The 23,668-nt window shown below is 34.5% G+C and carries 14 protein-coding genes; 10 read left to right on the top strand and 4 right to left on the bottom strand.

The genetic code is table 11. The features are described from left to right. Nucleotides 1-14 precede the first annotated feature (14 nt). The gene (locus tag AAYQ19_RS00570; protein ID WP_343532747.1) at nt 15-1,154 is read right to left on the bottom strand and encodes a PepSY-associated TM helix domain-containing protein; all 1,140 of its coding nucleotides are present in this window, start codon (nt 1,152-1,154) and stop codon (nt 15-17) included. 227 nt (nt 1,155-1,381) lie between these two features. Here AAYQ19_RS00570 and AAYQ19_RS00565 point away from each other — a divergent pair, with 227 nt between their 5' ends. After that, nucleotides 1,382-3,778, top strand: a complete 2,397-nt coding sequence (locus AAYQ19_RS00565; protein WP_343532745.1) for a TonB-dependent siderophore receptor — start codon at nt 1,382-1,384, stop codon at nt 3,776-3,778. Between the two features lie 79 nt (nt 3,779-3,857). Here AAYQ19_RS00565 and AAYQ19_RS00560 read toward each other — a convergent pair whose 3' ends face one another. Further along, a complete protein-coding gene (locus tag AAYQ19_RS00560) occupies nt 3,858-4,637 on the bottom strand; it encodes a bestrophin-like domain (RefSeq protein WP_343532743.1) in 780 nt (259 codons plus the stop codon). A 64-nt stretch (nt 4,638-4,701) separates the two neighbouring features. Next, nucleotides 4,702-7,161 (bottom strand): glycoside hydrolase family 95 protein, encoded by a 2,460-nt coding sequence (locus AAYQ19_RS00555; RefSeq protein ID WP_343532741.1) that lies wholly within the window; start codon nt 7,159-7,161, stop codon nt 4,702-4,704. Between the two features lie 248 nt (nt 7,162-7,409). Between AAYQ19_RS00555 and AAYQ19_RS00550 the strand changes: the two genes are divergently transcribed. Together AAYQ19_RS00550 and AAYQ19_RS00545 are read left to right on the top strand one after the other, a co-directional pair. Further along, complete coding sequence (locus AAYQ19_RS00550) at nt 7,410-8,045, top strand: hypothetical protein (RefSeq protein ID WP_343532739.1); 636 nt, start codon at nt 7,410-7,412, stop codon at nt 8,043-8,045. Between the two features lie 154 nt (nt 8,046-8,199). Next, entirely contained in the window at nt 8,200-8,652 is a 453-nt protein-coding gene (locus AAYQ19_RS00545) for a hypothetical protein (RefSeq protein ID WP_132991169.1), read from the top strand. 86 nt (nt 8,653-8,738) lie between these two features. Here the strand turns inward: AAYQ19_RS00545 and AAYQ19_RS00540 are convergent, their stop codons facing one another. Beyond that, entirely contained in the window at nt 8,739-10,346 is a 1,608-nt protein-coding gene (locus AAYQ19_RS00540) for a class I SAM-dependent methyltransferase (RefSeq protein WP_343532735.1), read from the bottom strand. A gap of 149 nt (nt 10,347-10,495) precedes the next feature. On the opposite strand from AAYQ19_RS00540, the gene AAYQ19_RS00535 reads away from it, so the two are divergent. The 7 genes from AAYQ19_RS00535 to AAYQ19_RS00505 all read left to right on the top strand — a co-directional run bounded on the left by AAYQ19_RS00535 (nt 10,496) and on the right by AAYQ19_RS00505 (nt 23,640). Beyond that, the gene (locus AAYQ19_RS00535) at nt 10,496-10,942 is read left to right on the top strand and encodes a YybH family protein (protein WP_343532734.1); all 447 of its coding nucleotides are present in this window, start codon (nt 10,496-10,498) and stop codon (nt 10,940-10,942) included. A 250-nt stretch (nt 10,943-11,192) separates the two neighbouring features. Next, complete coding sequence (locus AAYQ19_RS00530; RefSeq protein WP_343532732.1) at nt 11,193-13,373, top strand: alpha-N-acetylglucosaminidase; 2,181 nt, start codon at nt 11,193-11,195, stop codon at nt 13,371-13,373. A 271-nt stretch (nt 13,374-13,644) separates the two neighbouring features. Continuing rightward, on the top strand, nt 13,645-16,656 hold the full coding sequence (locus AAYQ19_RS00525; protein ID WP_343532730.1) for a SusC/RagA family TonB-linked outer membrane protein: 3,012 nt from the start codon (nt 13,645-13,647) through the stop codon (nt 16,654-16,656). 19 nt (nt 16,657-16,675) lie between these two features. Continuing rightward, the gene (locus AAYQ19_RS00520) at nt 16,676-18,292 is read left to right on the top strand and encodes a RagB/SusD family nutrient uptake outer membrane protein (RefSeq protein ID WP_343532728.1); all 1,617 of its coding nucleotides are present in this window, start codon (nt 16,676-16,678) and stop codon (nt 18,290-18,292) included. A gap of 133 nt (nt 18,293-18,425) precedes the next feature. Then, nucleotides 18,426-20,738, top strand: a complete 2,313-nt coding sequence (locus AAYQ19_RS00515) for a GH92 family glycosyl hydrolase (protein WP_343532726.1) — start codon at nt 18,426-18,428, stop codon at nt 20,736-20,738. 51 nt (nt 20,739-20,789) lie between these two features. Continuing rightward, a complete protein-coding gene (locus tag AAYQ19_RS00510; protein WP_343532723.1) occupies nt 20,790-23,060 on the top strand; it encodes a GH92 family glycosyl hydrolase in 2,271 nt (756 codons plus the stop codon). A gap of 13 nt (nt 23,061-23,073) precedes the next feature. Beyond that, nucleotides 23,074-23,640 carry a hypothetical protein gene (locus AAYQ19_RS00505; RefSeq protein ID WP_343532721.1) on the top strand — a complete coding sequence of 189 codons (567 nt, stop codon included), beginning with the start codon at nt 23,074-23,076 and terminating at the stop codon, nt 23,638-23,640. Nucleotides 23,641-23,668: the final 28 nt, after the last annotated feature.

Raw genomic sequence — 23,668 nt, 5'->3', positions numbered from 1 at the left:
GAAAGAGGCGATATTTAAATTATTGCCTCTTCTAATTTTTTATGCGTCTTTTTTGCAGGAGCTTTTTTCTTTGATTTTTTCTTCTTTTTAAGCCAAATAATAAATCCTGTGATCGGTAAGCTTGCCGCAATCAAACTGGCAAGAAAAGCAATTATTTTACCGAATAAGCCGAAAAATCTTCCCGTATGGATATCATAATTCGAAGCTTCTATTAGGTCTGCAGTATTAAAATCTTCATATAATTTATAGCGCAGCATTTGCCCAGTTTCGGCATTAAAAAAGAATGTATTTTGCTTTCTTGACCATTTATAAGGGTACAACATTCTCAATCTAATTTCCTCGCTCTTTTTTATAGAAAAGGTTACGGTATTTGCACCAGGATAATTCTGATTTTCTGTTTTGTAAATTCGGTCGTATCGTGCGGCTGAAGATTCTTGGTGAATCATTTCTGAATGTACTTTCCTGCCTTCGCTAAGTTTTGTTCCGGTAACAAAAGCGGCTGCATTTTTTACCTCTTTAAAGGCAAAAAACAGACCAGTAGATACAATGACAATCAAAAAGAAAGAACCATAGAATCCTAAAACATTATGCAAATCATAGTTCACTCTTTTAAAAGTTCCTTTCCATTTTACAGTCAACGACTGTTTTAAAGATCTGATTTGTTGTGGAAACCATAAGATTAATCCCGTCAAGAGCATTATGGCAAAAATCACCACAGCCCATCGCTGAATGAAACCACCTGTTTCGCCTAAAAGCAAATTGGTATGAAGTTTTCGTACTACGGTAAGCCAATCTTGTTTTTCGCTGTTAATTAAAGTGGCATTGTAAGGATTGAAATAAAAAGTCTTCTTTTTGGTACCGATTTCTACGGCTGCGTTTGGAATTTTTTGGTTTATCTTAATTAAAGTAATCTTTTGCTTTGGAACTTCTTTTTCAAAACTTTCGACAATTTTTTCGAGCCCGATAAATGGTTTTTCTTGAACTGGAACATATAATTTTTCTTCTTTTGAGAAACTTCTTATTTCTTCTTCAAAAACATAAATGCAGCCTGTTATACTAATGATGAAAACGATAATTCCAGTAGCTAGTCCAAGCCATAAGTGAATTTGGCGAGTGACGTTTTTTATTTGCTTTAGACTCGGAACTGAAATCATGATCGAAATGTATTTATTAGAAATAATAGGGCTTAGCGCGCAAATATAGTTGTATTTTAGAAATAGTCCAAATAATAATTAGAACGTTTTAAGAATTTGATTTAGTGTTTTTTTGACGCTTATTTTTGGTGATTTTTTTCTAAAAAAATATGGTGATAGAGTTGATAGATTGGAATAAATATTGTTCATTTGCGCCTTAATTTAGAATAAGTATAAATAAACACAATATGAAAATAGCACTACATTTAATATCCTTTTTTATAAAAATACCCCGTTTAAAAATATCATTGTTCAATAATATTGCAGTGTTATTAGTGGTTTTATTTTTCAGTTTTGGCTCAGCTTTTGCTCAGAACGGACAAATTTCTGGAAGTGTAATTACTAACGAAGGAAATGCAGGTCAGGGAGTTTTGGTCAAATTGATTGAAATAAATAAAACTGCTGTAACAAACTCAGCGGGAAATTATGAGTTCAAAAAAGTTCCATTTGGAAAATATACTTTAGAAGTTTCAATGTCAGGTTATGAATCTTCGTTGGAAACAGCTGAAATTACAGAGCAAACACCTTCAATTTCCATTGATATTAAAGTAAATACATCAATTGAAAATTTAGATGATGTTGTAATTCGAACAGGAGGAAACCGATTTGCGAAAAAAGAGAGTTTTGATGTGGCTAAAATGCCTTTGAAAAACATTGAAAATTCACAAGTTTATATCGTAGTAAGCAAGGAATTAATGAAAGAACAAGTTGTCACAGATTACAACAGCGCTTTTAAAAATGTTCCTGGAGCGGGTATTGCCGAAGTTCGTAATCAAGGTCGTACAACTTCAATGTCTCGCGGTTTTCCTACACCACAAGTAGTTAGAAATGGTGTTGGAAGTTTTACTTATACTACAATTGATCCGGCAAACTTAGAGCGTATTGAAGTAATTAAGGGACCATCTGCAACACTTTTTGGAAGTACTTTATCTTCTTTTGGAGGTTTGTTTAATCGCGTTACTAAAAAACCTTTTGACACTTTTAAGGGCGAAGTTTCATATTCTGCTGCAAGTTGGGATTTGAACCGATTGACTTTTGATGTCAATACGCCAATAAATCAAGACAAAACAGCTTTATTGAGAGTCAATAGTGCTTTGCATAGTGAAAGAAGTTTTCAAGATGCTGGTTTTAATAGAAACTTCTCAATTGCTCCAAGTTTTTCATACAAAATCAATGACCGCTTGGATCTTTTGATTGATATTGAATTCGGTTTATACAAAGCAACTTCTCCAACAAGACTTGCGCCATATACAAAAGGAACTGCGACAAGTATTAAAGAACTTGAAATTCCGTACAAACTGTCTTATGCAAATAATACAATCAATTATACAAGCCAACAGTATAATATATTTACACAATTAAAGTATAAAATATCTGATAATTGGACCTCACAGACTCTTTTGTCTCGAACAAGATCCTCTTCTGATGGCTACGTAGTGGCTTTGCAAATGATGTCAAATACTACTTTGAGACAACAGGTTACGTATCAAGAATCACCATTTTATGGAACTGATATTCAACAGAATTTCATTGGACAATTCAATATCGGAAAACTTAAAAACAGAGTTGTAGCAGGTTTGGATTTTTATAGTCTGCGCGCCACTCGAAATGATGCAACAGTAAACATGCCAGCAATGGATTATAAAAAACCAGGTGCTGCATATAACAATTTCAATATTCAGAAAGTACAACCTATGTTTGCGAACGCGACATTCACTAATTTTGTTTCCAATGACGAAGATACCTACAGCGCCTACGTTTCGGATGTGTTGAATGTAACAGATAGATTATTGGCAATGGGAGGTTTACGCGTTGATAAATACGAAAATCATGGAACTTATTACCCAAGTCGTGATTCGATCGCAGGAAATTACAACCAAACGGCTTTGTCTCCAAAATTTGGTTTGGTGTACCAAATCATGAAAGATAAAATTGCTGTTTTCGGGAACTACATGAACGGATTTAGCAATGTTTCTGGTTCTGATTTTAACGGGAATACGTTTAAGCCGAATCAAGCAAATCAATTAGAAGGTGGATTTAAGTTTGATCTTCCTAAAATATCGGCTACGCTTAGTTATTATGATATTGCCGTTACTAATATTACACGCGACGATCCAGATCACGCTAATTTCTCGATTCAAGATGGAACTCAGGTCAGCCGAGGTTTTGAAGCTGAATTGATTGCAAACCCAATTTCGGGATTAAATGTCGTTGCTGGTTATACTTATAACGATAGTAAATACGAAAAAAGCAACCCAAATGTTGAAGGTTTACGACCAAGTACGGCCGGATCACCAAGAACGGCCAACTTGTGGGCAAGTTATAGAGTTGTAACTGGACGTGCACAAGGATTTGGAATTGGTTTTGGAGGCATTTACGGAAGTGAATATTATCAAACGAATACGACTACATTTAAGTTTTCAATTCCGTCTTATACCGTTTTGGATTGTTCGCTTTTTTACGATCAACCAAAGTATAGAATTGGCTTGAAAGTCGATAACTTGACAAACGAAAAATATTGGTCATACCGACTTGCGGCGCAAAACCCTACGCGCTTGACAGCAAATGTGACATTTAAATTCTAAGTTTTTATAATCTTATAAAATCAAAAATGGGATTAGTTCGATGAGAACTAATCCCGTTTTTATTAGTTTATGTTTTATATTATTTAAAATTCTTTCTCAAATCGATGATGGTCTGATTTGGAACATCCAGATTTACAAAACCCCTTCGTGGTCGGTCTAAATCGAGCGTAAATAGCATGACCAAAGAGATTAAGAGGCAAAAACCGATTTGTACCAACCAATCAATTCTGCCACTTCGTCCATCCGAATAACCACCATAAAATGCTGTTATAATCGATAGAAAAAATAGCATGATCAAAATACTTTGCGGTACTTTTGATTTTTCTCCAGCGAGTCGGGTGGAGGTAACATCAATCATGATATTTAAAGCAGGAATCATTTGTTGTGTTGCGGCAAGATTATTAGGGTCTTTAGAAAGATCTGTTGCACGCTTCCATAATTTCGCTGAAATGACTTGAGACAAACTGTCGGCGGCTAAAATTCCTTTTAAGTTTGCACCAGCTTCAAAATAAGCTATTCGAGCTTCAACATAATCCTTAAAATCTTTTCTGAAAAGCGTTCTTGTAGAATCTGGATACAAATCGCTTCGCAATATTGCTGTTCCAATATCATTTGCTTCTTCAACAACAATTTGTCTTCGTGAATTGTAACGATCACTGCTCATTCCGAATGTAAAAGCCAGCAAGAAAAAAAGCAAGGCAACGAGCGCTGATGTTTCAGTAGATTTTTCTTTTGGAGGCCTTTTGCTCTGAATGTAATTCCCAATTTTTTTTCCAATAAAACTTGAAATAATCATTAAAACAAATAGCAAAAGTGCAATTACCCATGCTTCAGTCTGAATTAGCGCATTGTTTTCCATATATTGATTTTAAAATTATGTTTTTGGACATTTTTTATTCTAAATCAATATAAAGATATTGTTTTTATTTTGCTTCAAAAGTATAAGTTCCGCCTTTTTTTGTTTCAAAATCAAATAGTTGTGTTTCTGGAACAACAATTCCTTTCAATTCCGCCTTTTCTGATATTAGAGGTTTTGTAATAGGATTTACTTGATAATATTCATTTGGATTTTCACCTTTAGCGGTTTGTAGTTTAGTTTTAAGTTCCACATTTTTAGCAATTCTGATTCGCGCATTTCCGCCTAAAGAAGATTTGATTACGAATTTTGTCAATTGTGAATTTTTCCATTCAATGTCGATTTCAAAGCCACCTCTTGCTTTTAAACCTTTTACGGAACCATTTGGCAAGGCATCAGGAAGTGAAGGCAAAATATAAATATACCCGTCATAACTTTGAACCAGCATTTCAGCGATTCCCGAAGTACAGCCAAAATTTCCATCAATTTGAAATGGAGGATGAGCATCTAGAAGATTAGGATAGGTTCCTCCAGATTGTCCTTTTGATTCTAGAGGCGCTGGAGTCAATTGGTCAGAAATTAGTTTAAAAGCTCTATTTCCATCCAACAATCTTGCCCACCAATTTACTTTCCAACCCATGGACCAACCTGTTGATTTGTCGCCGCGATAGGTCATGGAGTTTTTTGCAGCTTCCATCAATTCAGGATTTCTAAAAGGCGAAATTTGCCCAGACGGAAATAATCCATACAAATGCGAAATATGTCGGTGTTTATCATCGGTTTTATCCATATCGATCAACCATTCCTGTAACTGAGCATATTGACCAATTTGCATTGGGGGTAATTTACTCAATGCAATTTTTACTTCATCTGAAAGACTTTTATCTTCGTTTAGAACTTTTGAAGCATTTATGAAATTATTAAAAACATCAAAAATCAACTGATTGTCCATCGTTGTTCCGGCAGTTATGCTAACATCTTTAAAGTATTTATTTTCTGGCGACATAGAAGGCGAGACGACAAGATATTTATTTGAAGGATCTTTTTGCAGAACATCTAAATAAAATAGTGTGACTCCTTTTAATGCTTCATAATGCTTTCGCAGAAATTCTTTGTCGCCTGTATATAAATAATGATTCCAAAGATGCTGTGTCAGCCAGGCACCGCCCATCGGCCACATACCATAGAAACCGCCATCGACGACACCGGTAATTCTCCAGATATCTGTGTTGTGATGCATATTCCAACCTCTCGCATGGTACATTTCTTTCGCTGATTCTTGTCCAGTTATGGCCAAATCATCAATCATATCAAACAAGGGCTCGTGCATTTCGCTTAAGTTCGTGTTTTCAGCAGGCCAATAGTTCATTTCAGTATTAATATTGACGGTGTATTTGCTGTCCCAAGACGGATTAAGCTGGTAATTCCAAATTCCTTGAAGCGTTGCAGGTTGTGTTCCAGGTTGTGAGGAAGAAATTAGAAGATAACGGCCAAACTGAAAATACAATGCTACAAGTGCTGGATCGCTGGAATTTGCAAATTCCTTTATTCGTATATCAGTTGGTTTTTTGGCTTGTTCAGACGTTCCCAAATTCAGGCTAACGCGATTGAAGTATTTCTGATACGTTTGAATATGCGCTTTCAGTTCATCATTATATTTTTTGCTAAGCGCATTTTTTAGATATTTTGAAACTTTTTCATCAGGATTTCCCGAAATATCATTGTACTTTTTAAAATTAGTACCAATTGATAAGTAAACAACCACTTCATCTGCTCCAGAAATGGTCAATTGATCTGAAGAAGAAGTTAGTTTTCCGCCTTTTAAAACAGGGATAATTTCGGTTTTAAAATTGATTTTCCCAGTTTTATTCTCCCAAGAACTGCTGGTTCCAGTCGCAATTAAGTGATGGTCAGAAGTAAAGATTGATTTCTTTAAATGAGGAGAAGCAAGACTAATATTAAAATTAAGTTTCCCTTTTTTACTAGAAGATAATTTAATCACAATGACATTATCTGCGAAAGAAGAAAAGATTTCACGTTTAAAAATTACTCCATCAACTTCATAAGAAACCGTGCTGATTGCATTTTCAATATCTAAAGTTCGGCTGTAATTCTTAAAATTTTGGTGTTCTTTAAAATCAAGGTATAAATCGCCCATCGTTTGATAAGGCACTCCATAATTTAGGTCTTTTGGAACAGCTCTAGGATAAGTCTTGTTTGATAGATTTTGAGCTTCTTCAAATTTGCTTTCATTTAAAAGTCTTCTAATTTTCTGAATGCTGTCAAAAGTATTTTTCGGAACGTTATTCCCCGGTTCTCCTGCCCAAATCGTTTCTTCGTTAAGTTGCAGATGTTCTTGTGAAACGCCTCCAAAGACCATTGCGCCTAATTTCCCGTTGCCAATTGGCAAAGCTTCGTTCCAGTTTGTAGCAGGTTTGTCGTAGGTTAATTTCAGGTTTTGCTGCGCATATAGTGGGATTGTAACCATAGCGGTCAAGACGAATAAATAAAATTTATTTTGAATCATATTTGAGTCATTTTAAAGTGAAAATGTCGCAATGAAGTTTTATTTTTATCCAAAATAAGGATTTTGATTCATTTGCTTTTGAAGCATTCTCAAAAATAATATTAGATAATCAGCAGATTATCCTGCAGTGTCCTGTGATTTTAATTCTAAATGAATATTTTTACACAATTATAAGTTGATTTTTATAGATTTGTAAAATCAAAGCATTTCCCAAATCGATGCCGAGAAACAATTAAAATCCAAAGACGATGAAATCTGTAACTTCAATATTTTTATTTTTAGTTTTTGTCTGTTCAAATACCTACGGCCAATTAAGTTCTGATAAAATATTTGAAAGCTTTAAGCAGGGCGAACGCACAAATTGTTCGTCAATTGCATTTATTAAAGCTTCTTTAAATATTTATGGCTTAGACAATCTTTTTGTGACCGAACAAATAAACGAGAAAGAGCAAAAAATAACCTTAAAAAACAATGACTCTTTCCATATTAATAGTGACGAAATAAGCAAAGCCAAAATATCAGCCGATTTTGTTTGTATCAAAGATAATTGTGAGAACGAAAAAATAATCGAATATGCAATTCTGACCTATGCTGTAATGGCAAAATACAAACAGATTATAGATAAAGAAGATACTTTTGACAAAGCATTGGAAGATTTAGAAAGCGGTGAAGTATATACACCAACAATCTATAAGTATTTAGGATTTCAAAAAGGCAAACAAATCGAAAAACTAAAACGCGAAGCAGGAAGTGAGTTTTGCGGTGTGGTTGCATGGTCAACTGCACATGCTGTATTTGTTTGCGAAGAATATATGGACTATTATGGCAACAAGAAAAGCATATGGATTAAATATCCAGGACGCTTCAGAATCATAAAGTCATAAGAATTTAAGATTGAATTTTTAATAATTTGTAATATTTAACCTATAAATTAATATAAACGAAAATTTAATTGCAAAAAAGAAATCAATACAGTTGCAATTTAAGTTAATTTATATATTTTTGTTTCGAAACACCATTAACCAAATCTACTAACAAATGAAAAGCAAGATCTTTTTACTAAGTTTTCTATGCTTCTTGGCTACTGTAGCAGTATCAGCACAAGCAAAAAATGCTCCAAGAAGTATTATCAGTACAACAGCCCTAATCCGTAAATACCATGATCAAAAAGAATTGAGCGGTATGCAAAAGGGAGAACTTTTAGAATTGTACATCGAGCGTATTAAAGTTTTGGTAAAAACACTTCCTTACATTGCTTTGGTTACAAAACCAGGAGTTACAATGGCTGATTTAGGTATTCCAGACGATAATGAGCACAAAAAAGTGTTAGATACTCAAGCACTTGGTACTACAACTTTCTTAGACACAACTGTTGATTTCCAAAGAAAGATGATGCCTTACTCTGATAAAGGAAACCTTATCGCGGCTATCTTATTTTACGAAAGCACATTAAAATCTTTACACGAATTCAACGACTTGAACGAAATGTAATATTTTAGAAAGTATGATATAAAAAACTCCAAAGTCTTTTGATTTTGGAGTTTTTTTATTTTAAAAATTCGATGATTATTTGCAAATCAATTCCCTTTCAATAAATTAATGCTTACCGTCGCAGTGTCAGCATCGGGGAATCTTCTGAAAAATGTTGGATCAGGAAATAATCCGGCTTCGGCAGCAATTTTATTGAAGACGTCTATTTCAACAATATATTGATCAGAAAAGCCATGTGTAGCGTCGTACGCCGTTGCAGGCGTTTTGCCTAAATTTTGAGACGTGAGTTTTGGATTTATTGTATGCAATTCAATTAGAAGCAAGCCAAATTTCCGTACATAAGGCGACCATTTTTGCAAATGCTCCAAAAGATTATCTTCAACAAGATTATTGCTGATTCTTTTTCCTCTAAAAGCGAAAGCACCAGTAGAAGTACTGATTCTTTCTGTATTTACGTTTTCTGGATCTTCCCAAATTCTGTTATGATCCAAAAAAGTTCTTACGTTAAGCAAATCTTTCAGATCAATATTATAGTTCTCTCGCAAATCATCTGAAAGCAAATCGGGACGTCCAATATCGCCCCAAATTACTTTTGCCCAAATATCTGCTTTTATAAGGTTAGCTCTGGTTACTTTCAATGCTGCTTGATTATAATCGGCTCCAACTAAAAATAACGGATATTCGTCTAGCATTTTTCCTCTTAAAGTCTGCCTGTCGATTACTTCAAAAATATGTTGCAGAAAAGCGCCATTTCCACAACCCATATCCAAAATTCCTTTTGGTTGTTCTTCAATCGGCAAATTAAAAAGTTTGACTATAATTTCATCTACCACTTTAAAATAAGTATCATGTGCGCCACCGCTTCCCCAAACATTCATTTCCCGATCTACGTGAATTTCATTTTCGCCATCGGCTATCATTCTTAAAACTGTTGGATCGCCAAACATTAATTCTTCAATTTTGGCAAATGTTGGCAAATACGAAACCGTAACGCCATAAGCACTGGCTCTTTTGGCAAAAAACAAACCGATTTCCGTAAATTGATAATTTCCTTTTTTTTCTAAAAACCATCCTAAATGAACAAAAAAATCGAGTATTTTTTTAAAGTTTTCGGGTGATTTATGAAATTCTTCTGGTTTGAAGGATGTTTCCATAAAATATTTATGAAACATGCCTTTCATGGCCAAACGGACAATTGTAGGTCCGATCAAATAACCTTCAATATGTTTTAAAATTTGATTTTGAATATCATTTGTTAAAGGATTATTAGAAGATTCTAGTCCGTAATTCTTTTTATATTTTTCAAAAATTAAATTTAGTTTTTCGAATGGTGCATCTTCAAATAAACACGGATGAAAATGAGCTGAAAATTGAAGCAAATCCACTACATCTTCATAAAGATAAAATAATGAAAAAGCAGTTTCTGATTTCTCATTTACCGAAATTACGATTTCTTGAGTGCGATTATCGATTTCATAATCTAAGAATCCTTGCGAAGCCAAAATTCTCAAACCCACATTCAAGTAGCCTTCATTTGCTTTGAAAGTAGCGGTAAGTTCGGCTAATTGTACTGTTTTTTTCTTCAGAATATAATTTAAAACGGCCTTGTTTTTTAATGCAATTGCAGTGGGAGCAACTGCTAAACCGTCAAGATGTTTAAAAATGGAGCTTCGAAGTTGTGAGATATCGGTCATAGTACAAAAATGAAGGTTAGTTAAAATTAAGGATTTTTCTTGATTGTTGAACTATTGTTATACAGCTTTTTAGCTTTCTGAAGAGTTGTTCGTTATTTTACAATTTTCGGGATTTGAGAATAATTTCCTTTGTAAAAAATATACAAACCATGAAAACAAAAATTATTTTAAGTGCATTTATGATGCTTACTTTTTGGTGTAAAGCCCAAACGACAGATTCAGCTTTAAAAGAGGTCAAAAAAGTAATTGAAGATAGCAACAAAACGTTCTCTGATTTTACTAACAAAAACGACGGTTCAATTATGGCGAGATATACAGAAGATGCTTGTTTGTTTCCGCCAAATTCAGAACCAAAATGTGGCGCAAAGCAAATCGATTCTTTCTTTAGAGGCGGACCTCAAGTGCATGTTAAATTTACTATTCAGCATCTTTATGGAGACGGAAAAACAACTGTAACCGAAGAAAGTTTTTATGAGATGACGGATATGAACGGCAAAAAACTAGATGACGGAAAAATAATCGTGATTTGGAAAAAAACAAAAGACGGTTGGAAAATGCATCGCGATATGTTTAGCAGTAATCATCCGGCCAAATAACATTTAAAAAAAATGTTGACTACCTGTTGAAATCAGGTCTTTTTCTTGAGATGCCCTAGCAATTTTATTGCTGGGGCATTTTTGCTTAATATTTCTATGGTTTTGAATGATATGTCCATTCTCCCAAATTTCATTCTCTATACTTTTATCTTTAATTCAGTCTTTGCGAAATTGTTCTTTCTGCACAATAATAAAACTGTAGCTATTTTTAAAAATTAATGAAGCCAAGTCTGGCGATAAATAAATTTATATGAAAAATGAATTTCTCAAAATTAAGTGCGATAAGCATTTGATAAAATCCTTTGTTGTTTTTGCATTATTTATTTTGATGCCAAGTGCATATTGTCAAAATACGCAAAAAACACAAAGTGCTTCGGCTGTTCTAGAAAGATTGATAGGCAAGCGTTCGAATGAATTTGTTTTTGAAATTGCCAATAAAAAAGAAAAAGATGAAAGAGATTGGTTTGAAGTGGAAACTACAGCCAACACAGTAAAAATTACCGGTACTTCAAATACGGCAATTTGTTATGCAGCATATAATTTTTTGAGAGATATCGGTGCTGTTTTGATAAGTTGGGAAGGAAATAGAATCGATTTGCCAAAAACATGGCCGAAATATTCAAAAAAACAAACTACGCCTTTTAAGTATAGAGAATATATGAATGCCTGTACGTTTGGTTACACGACTCCTTGGTGGGACTGGAAACGCTGGGAACAAGAAATTGACTGGATGGCTTTTCATGGCATTAATCTTCCGACAGCAATGGAAGGACAAGAAGCCGCTTGGCAATTATTATGGAAAGAGTACGGATTAACTGATCGTCAGTTGCAGGAGCATTTTGCTGGACCAGCTTTTTTGCCTTGGCAAAGAATGGGAAATATCAATAGCCTTGAAGGTCCATTGCCACAAGAGTGGATTGCTAAAAAAGAAGATGTTCAAAAGAAAATTCTTCAACGAATGAGAGAATTGGGGATGCATCCTGTGGTTCCAGCTTTTAGCGGTTATGTGCCAAAAGCGTTTGCAGAAAAACATCCAGAATCTAAAATAAAAGAATTGAAATCGTGGTCGGGAGGAGGTTTTGAAAGCACTTATTTGCTAGATCCAAAAGATCCTTTGTTCAAAGAAATAGGAAAGCGCTTTATAGCGATTTATGCTAAATTATATGGTCAATCGGATTTTTATTTGGCGGATTCTTTTAACGAAATAATACCACCTGTTTCAGAAGAACATAAATATGATGAGTTGTCAGATTATGGAAAAGCAATTTATGAAGCCATCAATGAAGCTTCTCCTGGTTCGACTTGGGTAATGCAGGGCTGGCTTTTCGGCGATAATAAAGAGTTTTGGACCAAAGAAGCTACAAAGGCTTTTCTGAGCAAGGTGCCGAATGATAAAACTATGATTCAGGATTATGCAAATGACCGATATAAAGTATGGGAAAATCAAGAAGCTTTTTATGGAAAACAATGGACTTATGGTTATGTACATAATTATGGTGGTTCCAATCCAGTTTACGGTGATTTGAATTTCTACAGAAATGAGTTGACAAGTTTGCTTAAGAATCCAAATAAAGGAAATATAGTTGGTTACGGCGCAATGCCAGAAGGATTAAATAATAATTCATTAGTCTATGAATACATTTATGATCTTCCGTGGGAACAAGGAAAAGAAACAGTAAATGATTGGTTGCAGAAATATCTAAAAGCTCGATATGGAAAGAATATTTCGGCGCCAGTTGCTCAGGCTTGGCAACTTTTAATCGAATCGGTTTATAGCACAAAATATTGGGAAACTCGCTGGTGGAAGGAAAAAGCAGGGGCGTATTTGTTTTTTAAAGGACCAACGCAAGAAATAACAGCGTTTAAAGGAAATCCGGGAAATAAAGAAAAATTGAAACAGGCTTTGGACATTTTGAAAAAAGAAGCCAAAAATTATAGCAAAGAAAGTCTGTATAATTATGATGTAATTGAAGTTTCCAGACATTATTATTCGCTTATTATGGATGACGTATTGATGGAATGCGTGAAAGCTTATAAAGAAAAAAACATAAAAAAAGGAGATGAACTCTTTAACAAAATAGAAAAACAAGCTTTGGAAATTGATGCTGTCATAGCAGGTGAGCCTTTAAATAATTTAAATCACTGGCTAAAATCGGCGTGGAATTATGGAAGTTCTGAATCTGAATCAAAATTATACTTAAAAAACGCCAAAACATTAATCACGATTTGGGGAGGCGAAGGACATTTAAATGATTATGCTTCTCGTGCCTGGAAAGGAATGTACAAAGAATATTATTGGCCAAGATGGAAGATGTTTTTGAAGGCTCAAAAAGAAGCAGTAATAAAAAACGAACCGTTTGATGAATTGAAAGTGAGAGAATCAATAAAAAAATGGGAAATAAAATGGTGTGAAAGCAATGAAATGTTTTAGCATAAAAAAATATAAAAGGATTTAAAAATAGGATATTGAAATTTGTGAGAATTAAGAAATATTTCTGAATTACTTGCCTTTGATAAAGTTGTAATTTTAGAAAGATATCGAATTTTTAAAGGATATAATATGACAGAATTAGCGTGTAAAGCCTTGATGTTGTTGGGATAATTAAAAAATCCATGTTTATGAATAATCTGTCCATTTACTAAACAAAGCAATAATGCTAATTTCGCTTAACAATTATTTAACCAACTAACTTTAACTTAATATGGAAAAACTAAAACTATTATTATTAGTCTTTTTTGCCGGCTTCTCCTTTAATTGCTGGGCGCAAAAAGCAGAAGTGTCCGGTGTAGTTTTGGACGACAAAGGCATGCCATTACCAGCAGCCAATGTAATTGAAAGTGGAACTAAAAATAGTACCATGACCGATTTTGACGGAAGATTCAAAATCACTGTTTTGAATAAGAATACAAGTCTTTTAGTATCATTTGTTGGGTTTGTAGACCAAACAATAAAAGTAAACGGATCGCAATCAAATTATACGATTAGATTAGCTTCTAGTTCTACAAACTTAGAGCAAGTGGTGGTGGTAGGATACGGAAAAGGATCACGTAAAAATTTAACAACTGCAGTTTCATCTGTAAAAGCGGATGATTTAAATAATGGTGTAATTGCCGATGTTGGTCAGTTGTTGCAAGGTAAAGTTTCTGGTTTGAATGTTTCAAGCAGCGGTGATCCAACTAAAACTGCTTCAGTGGTTTTGCGTGGAGCTTCGACTTTGAACAGCTCACAAGGTCCTTTTTATGTGGTGGATGGAGTTCCAGGTGTTGATATTTCAATTATTGCACCTGATGATATCGTTACAATTGATGTATTAAAGGATGCAGCGGCAACTGCCATTTATGGAAACCGTGCTGCCAACGGAGTTATCATGGTAACAACAAAAAGAGGAAGCAAAGACAGATCACAAATTAGTTATAGCAACTATTTTGGTTTTGAAAAAGTTTCGAATCAGCTTGATATGATGAATGCAGATCAATTGAGATCTTTCCTAACAAAAAATAATTTAAGCTTTACTCCTGAAAATGATAAAGGAGCAAATACAGATTGGCAAAATGCAATTCTGAGACCTGGTTATACTCCCTCAACAACTCAAAACCTGTCGATGAGCGGCGGTGGAGAGCATGGTAATTACTTTGCGAGTGTAAGTTACATCAATAAAGAGGGAGTTCTTCAGGGGAATGAATTTTCACGTGTAATTGCGCATTTAGCTATAGAGCAAAATGCTTTTGATGATCATGTAAAATTCGGTTTGAATGTTACCAATTCAAATAGTAAATACAACAATGTTCCGCAACGAAATGTTGTGCTTCAACAAGCAATCAATCACTTGCCAGTTTCTCCAATAACAAATCCTGACGGAACTTATTTCGAGAATTTTATTCAAACAGGTTATTTTAACCCTGTGGCAATGATGAATCATGCTGATGACGATACAAAAACGAACAATTTCGTTGGAAGCTTAACGACTGAAGTTAAACTTCCTTGGGGATTTACTTATAACTTAAATCTTTCTTACCAACAATTAAATTCATTGCATGGGGAGTATTATGATAGTTATTACCAAAAATACAATAGCTCGAATTTCTACAACAATCCTGATCCACCACAAGTTCACTCATTAATGAATTTTGGTGTAAACGGATCAGCGCTTAGAAACTCATATCAAACAAACAATACAATTATTGAGAGTTTCTTAAACTGGGACAAAACATTCGGAAATCATAAACTAAAAGCTGTTTTAGGTTATTCTTGGCAAGAAGATGTTTTAGGAGATGGATTCCAAGCAACAAACACAAATTTCCCAGTTGACAATGTGAGTTATAATAATCTTGCTTTAGGAAATTATAGTTCAGTTTCTGGTTACAGAGTAGATTTTGGCGATAGTAGAGCGTATCAGAAAAAACGTTTGATTTCTTATTTTGGACGTTTGAATTACAACTTTAAAGATAAATATCTTTTGCAAGGATCTATTAGAAGAGATGGTGGTTCTGTATTTGGAGCAAACAATCAATGGGGATATTTCCCTTCTGTTGGTGGAGCTTGGAGAATTGACAAAGAAGGTTTTATGGCTGACCAAAAAATCTTTACTGATTTGAAACTTCGTGCAAGCTGGGGACAAACAGGTAACTCTTCTGGATTCAATGCTTATACAGCGCAATTTATCTCAGGAAGTTTAGGTACATTTTATTACAACGGACAACAAGTTGGTGCTTACGGACCAAATCAAGCTGCAAATCCAGATTTGAATTGGGAAAAAACAGCTACAGCTAACCTTGGACTTGATTTTACAGTATTAAAAGGAAGATTATCTGGTTCTATCGAGGTATATAACAAGAAAACAACTGACATGATTTACAACTATAATGTAAACCCAGTTTTGGTGCCAGTTGGAACAATTGTAGCAAACGGTGGTGATATGTCAAACAAAGGGGTCGAGGTTACTTTAAACAGTAATGTTGTTAAATCTAAAAACTTTACTTATAATACAAGTTTGAATTTTTCTCACAATAAAAACGAGATTACTAAATTGACTAATCCATATTTTATTGGAGGAGATTCAATCAGAAGAGTGCAACCAGAAGGAGGCGGACAAACAGGAAGTACTTTGCAAATTTTAAAAGAAGGAAAACCTCTAGGACAATTTTTTACGCTTCAATATGCAGGAAAAAATGCAGCAGGTGTTTCTCAATACGTTGCTAAGGATGGTAGTTTAACTACAACACCTCAAATTGGTACAGATTATCACTATGCAGGAAGTGCACAGCCTAAGTTCATGATGGGTTGGAATAATAATTTCACTTACAAAAAATTCGATTTGAATATTTTCTTCCGTGGAGTATTTGGAAACAAAATCTTCAATGCAACTCGTGCCGATTTATTCAGACCTAGTACAGCAATGTCCAGTAATATTCTCGTTGATGCCGCAGATGAATCGCCAAATGACTTGAATGCTTACAAATATTCAACGCGCTTTATAGAAGACGGAAGTTATATCCGATTAGATAATATGACACTGGGTTATGATTTTGGAAAAGTCGGACGATATATCAAAAAGATCCGTATTTACGAAACTGTAAACAATTTGTTTGTGATCACAAAATATACCGGAATTGATCCTGAAGTTGAACAAGGAGGAACGGCACCGGGTGTAGATTCAAATAATTTTTATCCAAAAACCACAACATTCTTGTTTGGTATGAACGTAGTATTTTAAAAATTAAACTGTAAACACGATGAAAAATATATTTAAATATTTAGGACTTCCACTTCTTATGGTTGGTGGTTTATTTGGTTCTTGCGATGATCTTGAGGTGCCAATTACGACACAGTTGACACCGGATGTTTTTCCACAGAATTCGACACAATATATTCAGACAGCGGGACCGGTTTATGCGGCATTCCGTGGTGAATTTTCATTTGCCTATTGGTTTACACAATCACTAAGTACAGATGAATCTATTATGCCGGCAAGAGGAGGAAACTGGTTTGATAATCAGAATTACAGAATGTTGCATTATCATGACTGGACACCAGACAATGGCTGGGTTTCGAGTCTTTGGGATTGGTCATCAAAAGTTATTGGTACAAGCAATCAGGCAATTTCAATTTTAGATAAAGCAATGCCTGCCGGTGCAGAAAAATCAACTACGATTGCAGAATTAAAAACAATGCGCGCAATTTCATATTACATTATGATGGATAATTATGGAAATGTGCCTTTAGATACTGTTTACGGAGATTTCTCAGCACACGCAAAATCAGATCGTAAAGTAGTTTTTGAATTTATTGAAAAAGAATTGAAAAAAGCAATTCCGAATCTAAATCCGGCATCTGGAATAACAACTTATGGAAGACCAAATAAGCAAACTGCAAATGCTTTGCTTGCGAAATTGTATTTGAATGCTGAAGTTTATACAGGAACGCAACGTTATAATGATTGTATTGCAGCAGCCGATGCCGTAATTAATTCTGGATTGTATTCTATTGAACCAAGAGCTAGTTATCTTCAGATGTTTTATCCAGCTAACGGTCCGCAAATGAAAGAGTTCATTTTTGCAGTGCCTTATGATCCAGCTGCAGTAACTGTTGGTTTTAATGGTCAAATGTATCATTCACGTTACGATGTGCCACGTTCTGAAAGAGCAAAATTTGGACTTCCATTTACGCCAAGTGCGCCTAGAAGTACTCTAGCATCCTTCTATGCTTATTTTGATGATCCAAATGATATTCGAAACAAACAATGGTTGACTGGTTTGCAATACATGAATGATGGTGTGACTCCTGTAATGGTTACTACAACTAAAAAAGGGTACGATCAATTCTACACGGGTTCAGATGGTGGCGCAACTTATACATATCAAGTAAACTTGACTCCAGATATTGTTCTTCGTCAAAATGCTGCATTGTTTGACTGTGGAAATGATGAAATTGCTTGGAACATGGGGTACAGAAACATCAAGTTTTATCCAGATAATACGTCAACAAGCCGTAATCAAAACAATGACGTGCCTTACTTGCGTTATTCAGATGTGCTTTTAATGAAAGCTGAAGCGATTCTTCGTGGAGGTACTGCAACTTTAGGTCAAACTGCAACTTCATTGGTAAATATGGTTCGTTCTAACCGTACAACATCTGCTGCTTGGACATCTGTAACATTAGATGATCTTTATAAAGAAAGAAGCCGAGAATTTGCACATGAAGCTTGGCATAGAAATGATATGATTCGTTTTGGAAAATATGAAGGTCAATGGGGCTTCAAAACAAACGCGGATACATATCGCAGAATTTTCCCAATTCCAACCAATGCTTTGGTTTTAAATCCTGCTCTAACTCAGAATACAGGGTACTAGGATTAAAATTTAATTAGAACGCAAATCGCAATTTAATATGGATTTTATAAAAAGGAGAGGAAGAGTAATATTTCTTCTCCTTTTTTATTAAAAACCAAAATTCAAGAGTTGAAAAACCTTTTAGAATAGAATAATGGAATTAAATAAAATATATAAAATTGGACGTATAGGAGTAAGTTTTTGTCTTATGTTTTTAGCGTCATGCCAAAGTGAGAAAACAGTTTATCTCCAAAAAAATCAATTGGTAGATAAAGTGTATCCTTTGCTTGATACCGAAAATTCAAGATGGTTTTACTTTTCATCTGCAAGCCGTCCTTTCGGTATGGTGAATTTAAGTCCTGATACAGAAATTAAGGGAGATTGGGGATGCGGTTATAAATTTAGTACAGATACTATAAAAGGTTTTAGCCATGTTCACGAATGGCAACTATCAGGAATTTCACTAATGCCCGTTGTAGTTAATAAAGAAAATTCGAAAAGGATTTTTAAAGATTTCTATTCAAAATTTAGTCATGAAACCGAAAAAATTACGCCAGGATATCATTCGCTAGTTTTAGACCGTTACCAAATAACTGCTGAATTAACAAGCACAAAAAGGGTAGGTTTTCATCGATATACTTTTCCGGTTAAAGCGCAAAAAGCAATTCTTTTTAATCTGAATACGGTCTTAGGCCCTTGTGAAAATACAGATGGAATATTAGAAAAGAATAATGATAATGAACTTTCAGGATCATTGATTTTGAGTACTAATTTCAGACGACCAAAACCATTAAAAGTATTCTTTAAAGTCAAAATTAATGCACCAATTGCTTCTGTTGTTAAAGATGCTACTACAGGAAATTACCTCATTAACTTAGGCGATTTTGATAAAAATGTATTGATGAAAGTCGGAGTTTCCTATACTTCAGTCCAAAATGCTTCAATTAATATTGATGAAGAATTGCCTCATTGGGATTTTGACAAAGTAGTTGAATCATCAAGGGAAGAATGGAATAATTTATTGGGTAGAATTAAAATCGAAGGTGGTTCAGAAACAGATCAAAGACGATTTTACACTGATCTTTGGCATGCACTGCAAGGCAGAAAAATGATTAATGATGCAAATGGCGCTTATCCTGATAATACAGGAGAAAAATTTAGAGTTGGACAATTACCGTTGGATCAAAACGGGAAACCAAAATACAATCAATTTAATTCCGATTCGTTTTGGGGGGCGCAATGGACAATAAATTCACTTTGGGGGCTTGCCTATCCTGAAATTATGGAGGATTTTGTGCATTCCTTGATGCAGTATTATAAAGATGGAGGAATGATTCCGCGTGGTCCTTCCGGCGGTAATGATACTTATGTGATGACTGGAGCATCGACAACACCTTTTATGGTTACTGCTATTCAAAAAGGTATTGTAAAAGATGATTTAGAATCCATTTATGTTGCGCTTAAGAAAAACCATATGCTAAACGGTATCATGGGAAAAGCAGGTTATGAGCATAAAACCAATATTGGTGGCGGATTAAAATATTATTTAGAAAAAGGTTTTGTGCCTTATCCTTTACCGGAAGGGAATTTTGGAAGTCATCAGGATGGTGCAAGCTTAACTTTAGAATATGCTTATGAAGATTGGACTCTAGCGCAATTGGCGAAAAAACTGAACCATCAAGAGGATTATAATTATTTCTTGAAGCGCTCAAAAAATTACCAAAATGTTTTTGACAAAACGATAGGATGGATGCGCCCTAAAAATGTGGACGGAAAATGGCTGGCGAATTACGATATTTATAAGTATGAAAATGGTTTTATAGAAGCAAACGGAGCCCAGGCAACTTGGTTTGTACCACATAATATTAGCGATTTAGCAAAGTTAATGGGAGGAAATGAAAAAGCGGTCGAAAAATTAAACTCGCAGTTTGAAACTGCTAAGAAGCTAAAGTTTACATCGGGAACCTCTCATGAAGCTGAATTGCATCCAGAATACAGTCGAATTCCGATAAATTTTGGAAATCAGCCATCCATTCAAACTTCGTTTATTTTTAATAAATTAGGAAGGCCAGATTTGACTCAATCGTGGACTCGTGATGTTGTAAAGGAAACCTTTAGCGGCTTAAGTCCTGAAACAGGCTACAATGGCGATGAAGATCAAGGTTTGATGGGAAGTTTGAACGTATTGTTGAAAATTGGTTTATTTCAATTGAATGGAGGAACAGAAGAAAACCCTGAATATCAAATTGGAAGTCCTGTTTTTAATAAAATCTCAATTCAGTTGAATCCTCAGTATTACAAGGGAAAAACGTTTGTTATTGAAGCAAATAATAACAGTTCGAAGAACATCTATATTAATACGGTTAAATTTAATAATAAAGTTATTGATGATTATGCGATTTCGCATAACGATATTACAAATGGCGGAACATTAATTTTAGAGATGTCTGATAAACCAAAACAATAAAACAGCAGCGATTTAAAAGAATAGACTCATAACAAGAAATAAAATCAGCAAATGAAAGTATATACTAAAGCCATTCTTTTTTTAGGAATATCATCATTTTTTACCATTAACGCACAAAATAAGGTATACAGCAACGTAGATCCGATGATTGGATCTGAAGGTGTTGGACGTGTTTTCATTGGACCTTCATGTCCCTACGGAATGGTCAAGCCAAGTCCGGATTGTACTGTAAGTCCCAACAGCGGATGGCTTCCTTTGCCAAAAGAAGTTACAGGATTTAGCCAAGTACATGTGAGCGGAACTGGCGGTGGACCAAAATATGGAAACATCCAAATAATGCCTTTTTCGGGTGAATTAAATAAGCTGGATCAAACTTCATATCGAGCAGAGGAAAATGTAAAACTAGGATATTATGAAACTGTCTTTAAAGGAAATAATATCAAAACTGAAATAACAACTGCTGAAAAAGCGGCGTTTTACAAGATTACATATCCTAAAAATGGAACTAAAGATTTAAAAATTGACCCAGGTTTTTTCTTAGGAGAATCTCCTGAGCCAGATGGGCGTGAAGCACAACAATTTGTAGGTTCTCAAATTGAAATTGTTTCAGATCATGAAGTGAGAGGATATAGCAGAATCCGTGGTGGCTGGAATAATGGTCGTGCTTATACTGTTTATTTTTGGGCGACTTTCGATCAGCCAATTGCAAAATATGTGACTTGGAAAGATGGGAAATTTTATGCTGATCAATCGTCTCAATTTGATTCAGGAAAGAAAACTGCAGCATTGCTTTCTTTTGGAGAAGATGGAAAACAAGAATTAAATGTAAAAATTGGAATCTCTTTTTTAAGTGAATTAAAAGCTAAAAATAACATAGAAGTCGAAATTCCACATTGGGATTTTAATTCGGTATTATCAAGTTTAGAAAATAAATGGGAGGTTTTGTTAAGCCGAATTAAACTTTCGCCAGATACATCTGAAGACTATAAAAAGATGTTTTATACAGGTTTATACCACACGATGTTGGCTCCTGTAAACAGAACAGGCGAAAATCCGTTATGGACAAATGACGAACCTTATTATGATGATTTTTATTGTATTTGGGATACTTTCAGAAGCTCGAGCCCTTTGATCACTTTGATTGATTCCAAACGTCAAGTTGAAATCGTAAATGCCATGTTGAATATTTATAAAAGAGATGGCTATATGCCAGAAGGCAGAAGCGGAAATGATAACGGCCGTACACAAGGCGGATCAAACGCAGAAGTTGTAGTAGCCGATGCTTTTGTTAAAAAACTAAAAGGAATTGATTATGAATTGGCATTAAAAGCGATGCTGAAAGATGCTACAGTTCCTCCAGGTGGAAATGAAGAAAAAGAGGGAAGAGGCGGTTTGATGGAATATCTGCGTTTGGGTTATGTGCCTTATAATGTACCGCGTGCAGGAAATATGACAATCGATTTTTCATATAACGATTATAATATTGCAACCGTGGCAAAAGGATTAGGCTACGCAGATTTATACAATCAATATATTAAACAAGCTGATAGCTGGCAGAATTTGTGGCGTCCCGATTATGAGAATAACGGTTCTAAAGGATTTATTATGCCAAAAGATGCCAATGGAAATTGGTTGGACGATATTGTTTTTGGAGAATCCAAAATTCAGAAACCGACATTCAAATATACGCCCGTAATTATTGAATCGCCTTGGTATGTTTGCCATTGGTGTGTATTTTTCTATGAAGCAACTTCTTGGGAATATTCGTTTAGCATTCCGCATGATGTTCCGGAACTTGTTCGCAAATCAGGAGGAAATATTGCTTTCCAAAAAAGATTGGATACTTTTTTTGATGCGAAATTATATAATGTTGCCAATGAACCTTCGTTTTTGACGCCTTGCTTGTATCATTGGATTGGAAAGCCTTATTTGAGCAGTGACAGAATTCACGAAATTATCACAAACAATTTCAATACTTCTCACGAAGGTTTGCCTGGAAACGATGATTCTGGCGCGATGTCTTCTTGGTTGGCTTTTCACATGATGGGATTATATCCAAACGCTGGTCAGCCTTACTATTTGTTGAATGCACCGTTTATTAAGGAGACTGCGATACAATTAGAAAACGGCAATCAATTTAAGATTACGGCTAAAAATATGAGCAGTAAAAACAAATACATCAAAACAGCATTCTTAAACGGAAAAGCTTATAATCAGGCTTGGATTACGCACGACGATATTATGAAAGGTGGAGAATTGATTTACGAAATGGATTCAAAACCTTCGGCTTGGGGAACGACTATTTTACCACCAAAAAAATAAAAATATCCAGTAGATGAAAAATATAATTTTAGCAATTCTTTTTTGCATAACCTATCAGTTTGGTTTTTCGCAAAATTATGTTCCATCAATTAAAAACAACACAGAGCTAAGCTATGTCTGTAAGTTGCATGGACAAACCAGAACCCTGACGCTTTTGACAAAAATGACTAAAGACACACTTGTTTTTGGTCTGGAAACAAAAGGCGTAAAAAGCAATATTGTAACGAATCAAAAAGCATTAAAAAAAGGTGATGCATTAAGTTTTAATCAAGGCGAATATTCGAATGTTTTAGTTTTAAAACCAAACGAAACTTTCTTCATGATTTCCCAATCAGCCTATCAGGATTTAGTCAAAAATAAAAAGTTTGTCTATAACAATACAACCTATATTTTGGATGAAAAACCAGATAAAAACAGTGTCGTTATAGATGGAAAATCAATTGATGTTTTTCATGTAATTGGACAAGTTGATAAAACCGAAATCTGGATCATAAAAAATCCTGATTTTCCTTTAATCTGTAAAATGACTGAAAACCCATTAGGAATAAATTTTACACTAGTAAAAGTGACAGACAAATAATTTTTTAGCATTACTAAGAACCAATTGA

The organism is Flavobacterium mesophilum, assembly GCF_039581405.1.
Lineage (GTDB): Bacteria > Bacteroidota > Bacteroidia > Flavobacteriales > Flavobacteriaceae > Flavobacterium.
This window is presented reverse-complemented; position numbering and strand designations above follow the sequence as displayed.